Below are 13,107 nucleotides of genomic sequence, written 5' to 3' on the forward strand. Positions count from 1 at the left end.
AGGTGCAGCGGGCCGGACAGGAAACCACCGATGAACCAGGTTGCAGCCAATCCCAACGTCAGGGGATAGAACGCACTGTCCCCCGGGTCCACCGACAGCGACAGTCCGAGCAGCGTTGCCCCGACCACCAGCGTCAGGACCACCACGATGCGGCGTCGCAGGAATGCTCTGTCGGTTTCCTCGTGGTTACGGTCGACCTTCTCCACGAGCGCCGACTTGACGACGTCTTTGACGCTCGTCTGCCACGTCGCCATCACACCTCCGTTGGGTCCTCGTGCTTGTTCGGGAACACTCGTCGTATCACCGATCTCGCATGGTCCGAAACACCGTCGACCACATCGAGGTTGGTACGCACCACCGCAGCCACCGGCCACGAGTACAGCACCTTGCGCGCACCGAGCGATTCCAGCAGACCCCAGGTCTGTCCCGACGACGCCGCGATTCCGTACCGGCGGATGCCGAGTGCGTCGCCTCCACTCCACGCCGCATCGGTCACGGCCAGCCGCATGGGATCTTTCAGTGCTCGAACGCCGGGCGGCGTGCCGACAGAACCCTGAACACTGCGGTGCATCGCCTCTTCGATGGTGGTCCGGCCACCCTCCGGCTCCCCCGCGATGTCGACGATGCGACTCTCGGAGGTGGTCATCGTGTTGTGGAGGGACCCGACGAGGTCTTCGGCCAGGGCATCGGGAATCGGGATGATCTTGCCGATGACACGACCGGCCAGTCCGGTCGGTACGCCGGGGGTCGACACTCCGACGCGCGTCAATCCGGCGGCGTCGACGTAGGCGAACAACAGGTCACGGTAGGGGACGACGTCGGGGCCGCCGATGTCGTACGCCCCTGGTGGCACGGTCTCACGGGACGCCAGCAGGTAGAACAGCACGTCGTCCACGGCGATCGGCTGCACCGGATGGCTCAACCAGGTGGGGAGCGGCAGTACCGGGAGCCGATCGGCGAGGTATCGCAACATTTCGTACGACGTCGACCCTGCACCGAGGACGATTGCGGCCTTGAGCCACACGACGTCGACGCCGTCCACGTTCAGTGCCTCGCCGACATCGGCGCGGCTGGCGAGGTGCTCGGACAGCTCCTCGTCGTCCGGAACGAAGCCGCCGAGATAGACGATTCGCTTTACCCCGGCAGCCGCAGCAGCCTCGGCGAACTGCTGAGCCGAACTACGGTCCTGGGCGCGGTAATCGGACTGACCGATCGCGTGCACGAGGTAGTAGGCCACGTCGATTGCGCCTGCAGCAGTGAATCCTTCGCGCAGCGAGTCCGGATCGCCGGTGTCCATCGCGCATGTATCGACCTCGACGGACCAATCGAACGTCTTCAGACCCTCGGGCCGCCGCGACGCCGCGACGACGGTGTCGCCGGCGTCGAGCAGCGCCGCGACGAGCCGTGAACCGATGTACCCACTCGCTCCGGTGACCAGAACTCTCATTCCTCGAGGCTAACTGCAGATATCCCAAAGCGCCCGTGTGCACTAAATGTCGTTGGGGAGGCACTTCTCACACACGGCAGGAGGAGCCGCGGCGCTTTTGTGGCATTGTTCTGTCATGGCATTGGTGCTCGTGGGCGTGCGTCTTCCCGACCTCGACGGGGGGATATCCGCGGCGAAGTTCGGATTGAACCTCGCCAGGACGGGCGTGCGGTGGGCCCGAGACACGGCCGTGTTCGCGTTCGAAGTGCCAGCACGCGTCGAAGCGCTACTCGACGAGGTATCCGCGCTGATGATCCGCATCAATGCCGTCGTCGATGCCGCGCAGCTCGTGGTGGCGGAGGCAGCGACAACCACTCGGTCTGCGGGTGGCGTCGTCGAATCCGCGTCGAAGACCTCGGTCACCGCGCTCGAGCTCATCGAATTGTTCGATCCGATCGCGCAGAAATCCGCACCCTTCGCGGCCAAATTCGTCGACCATCTGTCCGAGGACGAAGTGGACGCCGCGATCGCGATGGTCGACGAGCTCCCCGGGCTCGTGAAGCACATGGACGCAATCATCCCCATCCTGGCGACCCTCGATACGGTGTCGCCGGAAATCCACGAATTGCTCGGTGTCACAAAGGATGTGCGTCGTGCAGTCATCGGAATCCCGGGGTTCAAATTCTTCCGGAACCGGGGTCAGGTGAAGCTCGACGAGGAGGAGGGGGACTCCATCTGACGATGCCTCGATCCGGTTTGGGCTCCCGCGCGAACATTTTCCGCCACCAGGTTCTGGGTCTGGTCGAGGGGACATCGGCCTCGGGCCTCGGTTCCGGACGTTTGTTCGCTGATCTCTCCGCGACGGCTCGGCCGATTTTCCATTGACGCACCCACTCGTCCACGTCGACCGGCGACAACGGGAGCAAGGGCGGCGATGGCGCCCGTATCCACCCCACGATGCGAGCGTTCAGATCAGCGAGCGCGTCGCGTACCGAATCTTCGAGGCGCAACTCTCCGAGGGTCGCCGGCAGTCGTTCGATTTCTTTGCGTAGTTGCAGAGCTTGCGGCAGCAGTGCATCGGTAGAAAGGTTCTCTCGCGCCAAGAACCCCTTGACCCACCAGAGATCGTCGTCCGGCGTGTCGGCCTTCGGGATCGGCTTGCCTGCGCCCTCGAGGTTTTCGAACGCCCCCCGCTCCTGCGCTTCGCGGATCTGCTTGTCGACAAACGACTCGAAGGTGACGCCGGGCTTCTTTCGCTCCGTCACCCTCTCGATTGTGCCGGATTTCGCGCCTCCCGACACCCTGCGTCAACTTCCGTGACTCAGCCGTATTCGGCAACCAGTCGGTCGAACTCGGCTCGGTCGACCAGCTGCGACTCCCCGATGGCGAATGCCTGGGCGTACTTGCTGGCGAGGTGATAATCGCGTCCGAGTGGTCCGCGTTCGCCGTCGTCCTCTTGAACGCTCGCACCGGGCGGAACTTCGTTCTGCAGGCCGTTGGTCTTCTCACCGAGCCGAGCGTCGAGGTGCGCGGAAATCTTCTGCATGATCTCTTGATCGTCGGTCATGGAACAGCGCTACCCACTGCACCGCCTTTCCACACCTGGGAGCCCGCCCGCAACCCGTTCGACCCTCGCAATGGTTGCGTGTCGGTGCCCGGGGGCATCATGGGCGGATGGCCGGTAGAGCGACGCGCGAGATCGAGGATCACGGTGGATCTGCACTGTCCAAATTCTCGCAGGCCACGCAGGAGTGGTTCGGCGGAGCGTTCGACCGCCCCACCTCTGCCCAGGACGGTGCGTGGAACGCCATCTCGAGTGGCAGGCACACGCTGGTCGTCGCACCCACCGGCTCGGGCAAGACCCTGTCTGCGTTCCTGTGGTCGATAGACCAGCTCGCCGGGCGCGAGCCGCAGCCGGAACGCAAGACGAAGGTCCTGTACATCTCTCCGTTGAAGGCGCTTGCCGTCGACGTCGAGCGCAACCTGCGGGCACCCCTCGTCGGGATCACGCAGACAGCGAAGCGTCTCGGCCTCACCCCGCCCGACATCTCGGTGGGCGTTCGGTCCGGCGATACCAGCCAGGCCGATCGCCGGAACATGATCAAGACGCCACCGGACATCCTCATCACTACCCCCGAATCCTTGTTCCTCATGCTCACCTCGGCGGCGCGTGAGGCACTGACGCTTGTCGACACCGTCATCGTCGACGAGGTCCACGCTGTCGCCGGAACGAAACGCGGGTCGCATCTGGCCCTGTCGCTCGAGCGGCTGGATCTGATGTTGCCCAAGCCTGCGCAACGCATCGGACTGTCTGCGACGGTTCGGCCCCACGAGGAGGTGGGGCGCTTCCTCACCGGTGCTGCGCCCATCGAAATCGTCGCGCCGCCGGCGCCGAAGACGTTCGACCTGTCGGTGCAGGTTCCGGTCGAGGACATGACCGAGCTGGGCGTCCGCGAGCCGTCCGAGGGATCGGCGTCCGCCGCGCCCCAGCAGGGTTCCATCTGGCCCCACGTCGAGGAGAAGATGGTCGATCTCATCCTCGACCACAAGTCGTGCATCGTGTTCGCCAACTCCCGCCGCCTCGCGGAGCGGCTCACGGCTCGCCTCAACGAGGTGTACGCCGAACGTCTGGGCGGCGAGGTCGACAAGGATCACAAGCCGCCCTCTCAACTGGGAGGTCCGAGCGAAGTCAACCACGGCGCCGACCCACTGTTGGCCCGCGCGCATCACGGCAGTGTGAGCAAAGATCAGCGCGCGCTCATCGAGGACGACCTGAAGACCGGCAGACTCCGATGCGTCGTGGCCACCAGCAGCCTCGAACTCGGCATCGACATGGGCGCCGTCGACTTGGTCGTCCAGGTGGAGGCGCCGCCGTCGGTGGCGAGTGGGCTCCAGCGTGTCGGTCGCGCAGGTCACCAGGTCGGCGAAATCTCCAAGGGGGTGCTCTTCCCGAAGCACCGCACCGATCTGATCCACTGCGCTGTGACGGTCGAGCGGATGACCACCGGCAAGATCGAGTCCCTGTTCGTGCCGGCCAACCCGCTCGACATTCTGGCTCAGCAAACCGTTGCCGCCTGTGCGCTCGAACCGATCGATGCGCACGACTGGTTCGATGCCGTCCGGCGCACCGGGAGTTTTGCGACGCTGCCCCGGTCGGCGTACGAGTCGACGCTTGACCTGCTGTCCGGCCGCTACCCCTCCGACGAGTTCGCCGAGCTTCGGCCCCGGCTGGTGTGGGATCGAGACGCCAACACCCTGACCGGGCGGCCCGGGTCTCAGCGTCTGGCCGTCACCTCGGGTGGAGCCATCCCCGACCGCGGACTGTTCACGGTGTACATGATCGGCGTAAAGGCTTCGCGCGTAGGCGAACTCGACGAGGAGATGGTCTACGAGTCGCGCGTCGGCGACATTTTCGCGCTTGGCGCCACCAGTTGGCGCATCGAGGAGATCACACACGATCGGGTGCTCGTCAGCCCTGCTTACGGGCAACCGGGTCGACTCCCGTTCTGGCACGGCGACGGGCTCGGCAGGCCCGCCGAACTGGGGCGAGCACTCGGTGAATTCCTACGAAGCACGTCCGAGCGAGAGGCCCTGTCGCAAAGGCTGTCCGACGACGGCCTCGACGCCAACGCCGTCACCAATCTCATTGCGTTGCTCGACGAACAGAAAGAAGCCACCGGCCAGCTTCCCACCGACCGAACCATGATCGTCGAACGCTTTCGCGACGAACTCGGCGACTGGCGGCTGGTGCTGCATTCCACGTACGGCCAGAAGGTGCACGCGCCCTGGGCTTTGGCCATCGGCGCCCGGCTGATCGAGCGCTACGGCATCGATGCCGCCCCGACCGCCTCCGACGACGGCATCATCGTGCGATTGCCCGACACCGAGGATCGCCCTCCCGGCGCGGATCTCTTCGTGTTCGAGCAGGACGAAATTGCCGACATCGTCACCGAACAGGTCGGCGGATCGGCGTTGTTCGCTTCGCGCTTCCGCGAATGCGCCGCTCGTGCACTACTTCTCCCCCGACGTAATCCAGGCAAGCGGGCGCCGCTGTGGCAGCAGCGGCAACGTTCCGCGCAACTGCTCGACGTCGCCCGCAAGTACCCCACCTTCCCTATTCTGCTGGAAACGGTTCGGGAATGCCTGCAGGATGTATACGACCTTCCGGCCCTGGAGCAGATACTTGCGGAGATCGGGCGCAGGCAGATTCGCATAGTCGAAGTCGAGACGCCGTCCCCGTCGCCGTTCGCGAACTCGCTGTTGTTCAACTACGTCGGCGCATTCATGTACGAGGGAGACAGCCCGCTCGCCGAGCGTCGCGCCCAGGCTCTCTCACTCGACTCTGCCTTGTTGGCTGAACTCTTGGGCCGTGTCGAACTTCGCGAACTGCTCGATCAATCGGTCATCGAGACCACCGAATCGGAGTTGCAGCGGCTTGCGCCGGATCGGCGCGCGAAGGACATCGAAGGCGTTGCAGACCTGCTCCGCATGCTCGGGCCGCTCACCGTCGACGAAGTCGACGCGCGCACCGACGGTGACGAATACGCACTGTGGCTCACCGAATTGGGTGCGGCGAAGAGAGCGATGGAGGTCAACTTCGCCGGCCGGACATGGTGGACCGCCATCGAGGACGCCAGCCGGTTGCGCGACGCGCTGGGAGTGCCCCTTCCGATCGGCACCCCCGCGGCGTTCATCGAGCCCGTCGACGATCCTCTCGCCGACCTCGTCAGCAGGTATGCGCGTACCCACGGGCCGTTTTCCGTCACCGACCTCGCCGAGAGATTCGGCATCGGGTCTGCAGTCGCCCGCTCCTCCCTTGCCGCGCTCGGGTCCGACAAGCGCGTCATCGAGGGTGAGTTTCGGCCGGACAAGACTGGCAGCGAATGGTGCGACGCCGAGGTTCTACGGCGTCTCCGACGCCGATCACTGGCAGCTGCCCGACACGAGGTCGAACCCGTCGGCACCGCTACTCTCGGACGCTTTCTCCCCGCCTGGCAGCACGTGGAGAGTCGACAGCTCACCGGAATCGACGGTGTCGCAACAGTTGTGGAGCAGCTTGCCGGCGTGCCGATTCCAGCCTCGGCGTGGGAACCGCTGATTCTCGCCTCGCGGGTGCGCGACTACTCCCCCGCGATGCTCGACGAGCTGACCTCCACAGGAGAAGTTGTCTGGTCCGGTCACGGATCGATCAGCTCGAAAGACGGCTGGATCTGTTTACATCTGGCCGAGACGGCTCCGCTGACCCTCACGCCGCCTGCCGCACCCGATCTGTCCGAGCTGCAGCTGAGCGTGCTCGACGCCGTCGCTGCCGGTGGAGCCTACTTCTTCCGCCAGTTGTCCGACACGGTGGGAAGTACAGACGACGACGGTTTGCTAGCGGCGCTGTGGGAACTCGCGTGGGCGGGTCAGCTGAGCAACGACACCTTCGCCCCGCTGCGCGCGCTCCTCAACTCGACCACCCGTGCCGCACCCAGCCACCGCGCGCCGCGGCGAACGCCCCGCCTGCGGTCGTATCGACGATTCGAGCGCCCGAGCCTGCCCACCAGGTCCGGTCCACCGACTGCCGGTGGACGGTGGTCCAGGTTGCCCGAGCTCGAGCCCGACCAAACCATTCGAGCCCATGCGACGGCCGACGTGCTCCTCGAGCGCTACGGCGTCGTCACCCGCGGGTCGGTGATGAACGAGGGGATCCCGGGTGGCTTCGCGACCATGTACAAGGTGTTGACCACGTTCGAAGACTCCGGCCGCAGCAGACGCGGCTACTTCGTCGATTCGCTCGGTGGTGCGCAGTTCTCCACTTCCGAGGTGGTCGACCGACTGCGGACGTACGAGGAACGGGAGAAGACCGGCGCTCTGGTCCTCGCCGCCTGCGACCCTGCCAATCCGTATGGTGCTGCGCTGAACTGGCCCAAGAAGGAGGTACCCGAGGATTCTCCGAGGCATCGCCCGGGTCGTAAGGCAGGCGCCCTCGTCGTTTTGCACGAAGGCGACCTGGCCCTGTACGTCGAGCGGGGCGGCAAGTCGGTCCTGACCTTCTCCGACGACGACGCCGTCACGGCCGCCGCAGCACACGCACTCGCTGCGACGGTCAAACGCGGAGGCGTGGACAAGTTGCTCGTCGAACGCGTGGACGGTCACGACATTCACGGCACCGCGTTCTCGCGGATGCTCACCGATGCAGGTTTCTCGGCCACCCCACGTGGCGTCAGATTGAGGGGATAGCGTGCCCGAAGGCGATACCGTGTACCGCGCCGCCAACGTTCTCCGAGCCGCCTTGGAAGGGCAGGTTCTCACCGGGTGCGATATCCGTGTACCTCGTTATGCCACCGTTGATTTCACCGGTAGCACCGTCGATTCCGTAGCCTCCCGGGGCAAGCATCTGCTGATTCGCGTCGGCGGCTACTCCATCCACAGTCACCTCAAGATGGAAGGCACCTGGCAGGTGTATCCGCGCGGCGCCAAATGGCGGAGGCCGGCATTTCAGGCACGCGCGATACTGTCGACCGACACGGCCACCGCCGTCGGTTTCGAACTCGGCGTACTCGACATCGTGGACAACGAGGACGAGGTGGTCGGATACCTGGGACCGGACCTGCTCGGACCCGATTGGAAAGCGAGCCTCGCCGTCGCCAACATCGTGTCGGATCCGGAGCGGCCGATAGGGCTTGCGCTGCTGGATCAGCGAAACCTCGCTGGACTCGGCAACGTCTACCGCAACGAAATCTGCTTTCTACGCGGCGTCGACCCTCGCACTCCCGTCCGCGCGGCAGGAAACGTCGACAAGATCGTCGACCTGTCGTTCCGCACCATCATGGCCAACAAGGACCGCAGCCAGCGCGTCACCACTGGAGATCGCCGGGCGGGGAGACATTTCTGGGTGTACGGCCGCGAGAACAAGCCGTGCCGGCGATGCGGCACCACCGTCGAGTTCGGACTCCTGGGTGACAATCCGCTCGAAGAGAGGCAGATCTATTACTGCCCGTATTGCCAGCCTGCACCCAGCTGATCCACAGGATCGGTGCGGATCATGGACAGCATGATCTTCCTTGCACTACTCACCGTCGCCGTCATGGCCGCGTCCGGCGCGGTCGCGGCGCGAGCCCCCCACACCCTCGTCCAAACCCGCAGAGAACGCAGTACGGTTGCAGCCGCTGCAACCTCGTCGCGGTACTGACCGGCGCGCTCACTTGCCCGTCGGCTGCACAGGCTCCAGAATTTCCTGGCGAGCCTCGGGTGCAACCACTCGAAGCGCATCGGCCGATTCGTCGTCCGGTTGCATCTGCGACTTGATCTCTGCTTCGACCCGCGCGTTGTAGGTGTCGACCTCGCGATCCACAGCTTCGGAGTCCCACCCCAGAACAGGAGCGACCAGCGCCGCGACCTGCCCGGCGCAGTTGACGCCGCGGTGCGAGTATTCGATGGAGATCCGGGTGCGCCGCGCGAGAATGTCCTCGAGGTGTAGCGCTCCCTCCGCCGCAGCGGCGTACACGACCTCGACCTGCAGGTAGCTCGGCGCGTCGGTGATCGGCTGCAACAGTTCGGGTTTGTCCTTCGCCATGTCCAGCACTTCGTCGATCAGTGAGCCGTAGCGGTCCAACAGGTGCGTCACGCGATACGGGTGCAACTTGTACATCTCGGCGAGGTGATGCGTCTGGTTGACGAGGGCGAAGTAACCGTCGGCGCCGACGAGCGGAACCTTCTCGGTGATCGACGACGCGACGCGGGCGGGGATGTCGTCTGCCGCAAGGTCGACGGCGTCCTCTGCCATCACCCGGTATGTCGTGTACTTACCGCCGGCAATCGCCACCAGGCCCGGGGCGACGCGCGCGACCGCATGCTCGCGCGACAGCTTGGATGTCTCGTCGCTCTCCCCCGCGAGAAGCGGACGCAGTCCGGCGTAGACACCGTCGATGTCGTCGTGCGTCAACGGAGTGACGAGCACCGCGTTGACCTCACCGAGGATGTAATCGATGTCGGCTTTCGTTGCCGCGGGGTGCGCGAGGTCGAGTTTCCAGTCGGTGTCGGTGGTTCCGATGATCCAGTGGGCGCCCCACGGAATGATGAACAGCACGGATTTCTCGGTGCGCAGGATGATCGCTGCTTCGCTGACGATGCGGTCTCGCGGGACGACGATGTGCACGCCCTTGGACGCTCGAACGCGAAAACGTCCGCGCTGAGCGGACAGCGACTGGATCTCGTCGGTCCACACGCCCGTCGCGTTGATGACGACGTGCCCGCGCACCTCGGTGGTTGCGCCGTTCTCCGAATCACGCACTCGCACACCGGAAACGCGATCTGCTTCACGAAGGAAACCGACGACCTGGGTGGACGTGCGTACGACGGCTCCGTAATGAGCGGCCGTGCGCGCGACGCTCATCGTATGCCTGGCATCGTCGACAACCGTGTCGTAGTAGCGAATTCCGCCGACCAGTGACCTGCGTTTGAGGCCCGGCGACATCCGCAACGCACCGGATCGCGTCAGATGCTTCTGCGCCGGAACGGATTTGGCGCCGCCCATCCTGTCGTACAAGAAGATTCCCGCCGCGATGTACGGGCGCTCCCACACTCGATGGGTCAGGGGGAACAAGAACTTCAGCGGCTTGACGAGGTGCGGGGCCAGAGTGGACAGCGACAGTTCACGCTCGTGCAGTGCTTCGCGCACCAGCCCGAATTCGAGCTGTTCGAGGTAGCGCAATCCGCCGTGGAACATCTTGGACGACCGACTCGAGGTGCCGGACGCGAAGTCTCGCGCTTCGACGAGCGCCACCTTGAGGCCCCGGGTGGCCGCGTCGAGGGCCGCGCCTGCACCGACGACACCGCCGCCGACGACGACGACATCGAATTGCTCCGAACCGAGCTCGTCCCACGCGTCGACGCGCGCCTGCGGACCCAGGAATGTGGTGTTCGATCGGTTGCTCAAGAGCTCGCTCCCCAACTGGGTTGATTCCGTGGATCGTACTTCTGTCGGCGCCCAAACCAGGCTACCGTTCCACCCTGACTACCCGCGAGACCGACGAGATCCGACCAGGGAGACAAGTGACCTCCGACACGTTCATAGCATCGATCGACCAGGGGACGACCTCGAGCCGCTGCATCATCTTCGGCCACGACGGAAAACCCGTCGGGTCCGCGCAGAAAGAACACTCACAGTTGTTCCCGCGTGCGGGCTGGGTCGAGCACGACGCCGAAGAGATCTGGGTAAACGTCCGCGAGGTCGTCGGGGCTGCGCTGGGCAACGCCGACGTGAAGGCGCAGGACATCGCCGCGGTCGGCATCACGAACCAGCGTGAAACGGCGCTGGTGTGGGACCGTGCCACCGGGAAGCCCGTGTACAACGCCATCGTGTGGCAGGACACGCGGACCGACGAGTTGTGCCGTGAGCTCGAGGACGGGCACGGTGCCGATCGGTACCAGCAGATCACGGGCCTACCGCTGTCCACGTATTTCGCCGGGCCGAAGGTCCGGTGGATCCTCGACAACGTCGACGGTGTCCGTGAGCGCGCCGAGGCGGGTGAACTGTGTTTCGGCACCATGGATTCCTGGGTGCTGTGGAATCTGACGGGCGGAGCCGACGGCGGCATCCACGTCACCGACGTGACGAATGCATCTCGAACGATGCTGATGGACCTCGAGACGTTGCAGTGGCGCGAGGACATCTGCACCGACTTCCGTATTCCGATGTCGATGCTTCCCGATATTCGCACCTCGTCCGAGGTGTACGCCGAGGTCCGGCCGCGAGGAGTGCTCGCCGGTGTTCCCATCGCGGGCATTCTGGGTGATCAGCAGGCCGCGACGTTCGGACAGGCCTGTCTCGCTCCCGGAGAAGCGAAAAACACCTACGGCACCGGGAATTTCCTGCTGCTCAACACCGGAACGACACCGGTTCGCAGCGAGCACGGATTGCTCACGACGGTGTGTTACAAACTCGGCGAGAAGGACACCGTCTACGCACTCGAAGGCTCGGTCGCGGTGACGGGTTCGTTGGTGCAGTGGTTGCGCGACAACCTGGGCATCATCAAGGACGCGTCCGAGATCGAGGATCTGGCGAAGACGGTCGACGACAACGGCGGCGTGTACTTCGTTCCTGCATTCTCGGGGTTGTTCGCACCGCGTTGGCGGCCCGATGCCCGAGGCGTCGTCTCGGGTCTGACCCGGTTCGCGAACAAGGGCCACATCGCGCGAGCTGCTCTCGAGGCCACCGCCTTTCAGACACGGGAGGTCATCGACGCCATGCGCGCCGACTCCGACGTCGACCTCACCACCCTGAAGGTGGACGGCGGAATGGTCGTCAACGAACTGCTCATGCAGTTCCAATCCGACATCCTCGGTGTGCCCGTGGTACGTCCCGTCGTGAACGAGACGACGGCCCTGGGCGCGGCGTACGCCGCAGGTCTCGCGGTGGGCTACTGGAGCGGGGAGGACGAGATCAGAGCCAACTGGGCCGCCGACAAGACCTGGGAGCCCGATCTCGACGACGACCTCCGCGAACGGATGTACACCACGTGGAATCGCGCCGTGGAGCGCACCTACGACAGCGCGTGAGCAACGCCCAGACGGAGAACCGCCTCGCGTAGAACAGACTCAGCTGGGTGACGACGACTTTGGCAGCCGTCAGTCCAGGTCGTCGTGACGCATGAGCTGACGCGCTGCTTCGGTGATGGACCCGGTGAGCGACGGGTAGACCGAGAACGTCGCTGCCAGGTCGTTGACCGACAGGTTGTTCTGCACTGCCATTGCGATGGGAAGGATCAGTTCGGACGCGGTCGGTGCGACGACCACCCCGCCGATCACCACTCCGGTTGCGGGCCGGCAGAAGATCTTGACGAAGCCTCGCTTGAGGCCGGACATCTTGGCGCGCGGATTGGTGGCGAGTGGCAGCATCACTGTGCGGGCAGGGACGTCGCCTTTGTCGATTGCCGACTGACTGACACCTACCGAGGCGATCTCGGGACGCGTGAACACCGCGGACGCAACGGTTTTGAGCTTGATCGGCGTGACGGCCTGACCGAGCGCGTGATACATCGCGATCCGGCCCTGCATCGCGGCGACGGATGCCAGCGGAAGCAGTCCGGTGCAGTCGCCCGCAGCGTAGATGCCGGCGACGGAGGTGCGGGAGACGCGGTCGACACTCAGGTATCCACCACGGCCGAGTTCGATTCCGACTTTCTCGAGGCCAAGTCCGGACGTGTTGGGCACCGAACCGACTGTCATCAACGCATGACTTCCCTCGACGGTGCGGCCGTCGGCGAGCTTGACGATCACACCGGATTCGGTGCGCTCCACAGAATCGGCGCGCGCGTGCTTGACGAGGGTGACCCCGCGTTCGTTGAACGCGTCTTCCAGAACGAGCGCTGCGTCCTCGTCCTCGTGCGGGAGTACGCGGTCACGGCTGGACACCGCGGTGACCTTGACACCCATCTCGGTGTACGCGGACACGAACTCGGCGCCGGTGACACCGGATCCGACGACGATGAGGTGCTCGGGCAGGGCGTCGAGGTCGTAGAGCTGACGCCAGTTGAGGATGCGGTCACCGTCGGGCTCGGCGCCCTTCAGAATTCGAGGACTCGCGCCGGTGGAGATCAGGACGACGTCGGCGTCCAGGATGCGCTCCGATTCGTCGGGGAGCGTTGCGCGAATTTGGTGCGCGGCCATGCCCACCTGAGAGTCGATCATCTCTGCGC

The 13,107-nt window shown here is 65.0% G+C and carries 9 protein-coding genes and 2 pseudogenes; 5 read left to right on the plus strand and 6 right to left on the minus strand.

All coding sequences use genetic code 11. The features are described from left to right. Both WBQ44_RS16650 and WBQ44_RS16655 read right to left on the minus strand, forming a co-directional pair. Nucleotides 1–254, minus strand: a pseudogene (locus WBQ44_RS16650) (CPBP family intramembrane glutamate endopeptidase); the annotation flags it as partial. Then, nucleotides 254–1,447 carry an NAD(P)H-binding protein gene (locus tag WBQ44_RS16655; RefSeq protein WP_495567780.1) on the minus strand — a complete coding sequence of 398 codons (1,194 nt, stop codon included), beginning with the start codon at nucleotides 1,445–1,447 and terminating at the stop codon, nucleotides 254–256. The gene WBQ44_RS16655 and the pseudogene WBQ44_RS16650, both read right to left, overlap by 1 nt. A gap of 115 nt (nucleotides 1,448–1,562) precedes the next feature. On the opposite strand from WBQ44_RS16655, the gene WBQ44_RS16660 reads away from it, so the two are divergent. Further along, nucleotides 1,563–2,165 carry a ribulose 1,5-bisphosphate carboxylase large subunit gene (locus WBQ44_RS16660; RefSeq protein WP_495567781.1) on the plus strand — a complete coding sequence of 201 codons (603 nt, stop codon included), beginning with the start codon at nucleotides 1,563–1,565 and terminating at the stop codon, nucleotides 2,163–2,165. Between the two features lie 150 nt (nucleotides 2,166–2,315). Here WBQ44_RS16660 and WBQ44_RS16665 read toward each other — a convergent pair. Next, a pseudogene (locus tag WBQ44_RS16665) lies at nucleotides 2,316–2,700 on the minus strand (DnaJ family domain-containing protein); the annotation flags it as partial. Nucleotides 2,701–2,747: 47 nt separating this feature from the next. Beyond that, nucleotides 2,748–2,993, minus strand: a complete 246-nt coding sequence (locus WBQ44_RS16670; protein ID WP_495567782.1) for a modification methylase HgiDII — start codon at nucleotides 2,991–2,993, stop codon at nucleotides 2,748–2,750. Nucleotides 2,994–3,100: 107 nt separating this feature from the next. Here WBQ44_RS16670 and WBQ44_RS16675 point away from each other — a divergent pair, with 107 nt between their 5' ends. The 3 genes from WBQ44_RS16675 to WBQ44_RS16685 are packed head-to-tail and all read left to right on the plus strand — an operon-like array spanning nucleotide 3,101 to nucleotide 8,600. Next, nucleotides 3,101–7,648 (plus strand): ATP-dependent helicase, encoded by a 4,548-nt coding sequence (locus WBQ44_RS16675; RefSeq protein WP_495567783.1) that lies wholly within the window; start codon nucleotides 3,101–3,103, stop codon nucleotides 7,646–7,648. 1 nt (nucleotide 7,649) lies between these two features. Beyond that, nucleotides 7,650–8,432: a DNA-formamidopyrimidine glycosylase family protein gene (locus tag WBQ44_RS16680; protein ID WP_495567784.1), complete on the plus strand. Its 783-nt coding sequence runs from the start codon at nucleotides 7,650–7,652 to the stop codon at nucleotides 8,430–8,432. 21 nt (nucleotides 8,433–8,453) lie between these two features. After that, nucleotides 8,454–8,600 (plus strand): hypothetical protein, encoded by a 147-nt coding sequence (locus WBQ44_RS16685; RefSeq protein ID WP_495567785.1) that lies wholly within the window; start codon nucleotides 8,454–8,456, stop codon nucleotides 8,598–8,600. Between the two features lie 9 nt (nucleotides 8,601–8,609). Here WBQ44_RS16685 and glpD read toward each other — a convergent pair whose 3' ends face one another. Beyond that, nucleotides 8,610–10,346, minus strand: coding sequence for a glycerol-3-phosphate dehydrogenase (gene glpD, locus WBQ44_RS16690; protein WP_495567786.1), 1,737 nt, complete (start codon nucleotides 10,344–10,346; stop codon nucleotides 8,610–8,612). 116 nt (nucleotides 10,347–10,462) lie between these two features. On the opposite strand from glpD, the gene glpK reads away from it, so the two are divergent. After that, complete coding sequence (gene glpK / locus WBQ44_RS16695) at nucleotides 10,463–11,968, plus strand: glycerol kinase GlpK (RefSeq protein WP_495567787.1); 1,506 nt, start codon at nucleotides 10,463–10,465, stop codon at nucleotides 11,966–11,968. A 69-nt stretch (nucleotides 11,969–12,037) separates the two neighbouring features. Here the strand turns inward: glpK and WBQ44_RS16700 are convergent. After that, the coding region (locus WBQ44_RS16700; RefSeq protein WP_495567788.1) for an NAD(P)H-quinone dehydrogenase at nucleotides 12,038–13,107 on the minus strand (1,070 nt) is incomplete at its 5' end.

The sequence above is a fragment of the Rhodococcus sp. (in: high G+C Gram-positive bacteria) genome, assembly GCF_049591685.1.
Classification (GTDB): Bacteria; Actinomycetota; Actinomycetes; order Mycobacteriales; family Mycobacteriaceae; genus Rhodococcoides.

What these genes read in the sequence shown, in the direction of transcription:
- WBQ44_RS16655 (WP_495567780.1), bottom strand. Translation starts at nt 1,447, where the DNA reads ATGAGAGTTCTGGTCACCGGAGCGAGTGGGTACATCGGTTCACGGCTC.
- WBQ44_RS16660 (WP_495567781.1), top strand. Translation starts at nt 1,563, where the DNA reads ATGGCATTGGTGCTCGTGGGCGTGCGTCTTCCCGACCTCGACGGGGGG.
- WBQ44_RS16670 (WP_495567782.1), bottom strand. Translation starts at nt 2,993, where the DNA reads ATGACCGACGATCAAGAGATCATGCAGAAGATTTCCGCGCACCTCGAC.
- WBQ44_RS16675 (WP_495567783.1), top strand. Translation starts at nt 3,101, where the DNA reads ATGGCCGGTAGAGCGACGCGCGAGATCGAGGATCACGGTGGATCTGCA.
- WBQ44_RS16685 (WP_495567785.1), top strand. Translation starts at nt 8,454, where the DNA reads ATGGACAGCATGATCTTCCTTGCACTACTCACCGTCGCCGTCATGGCC.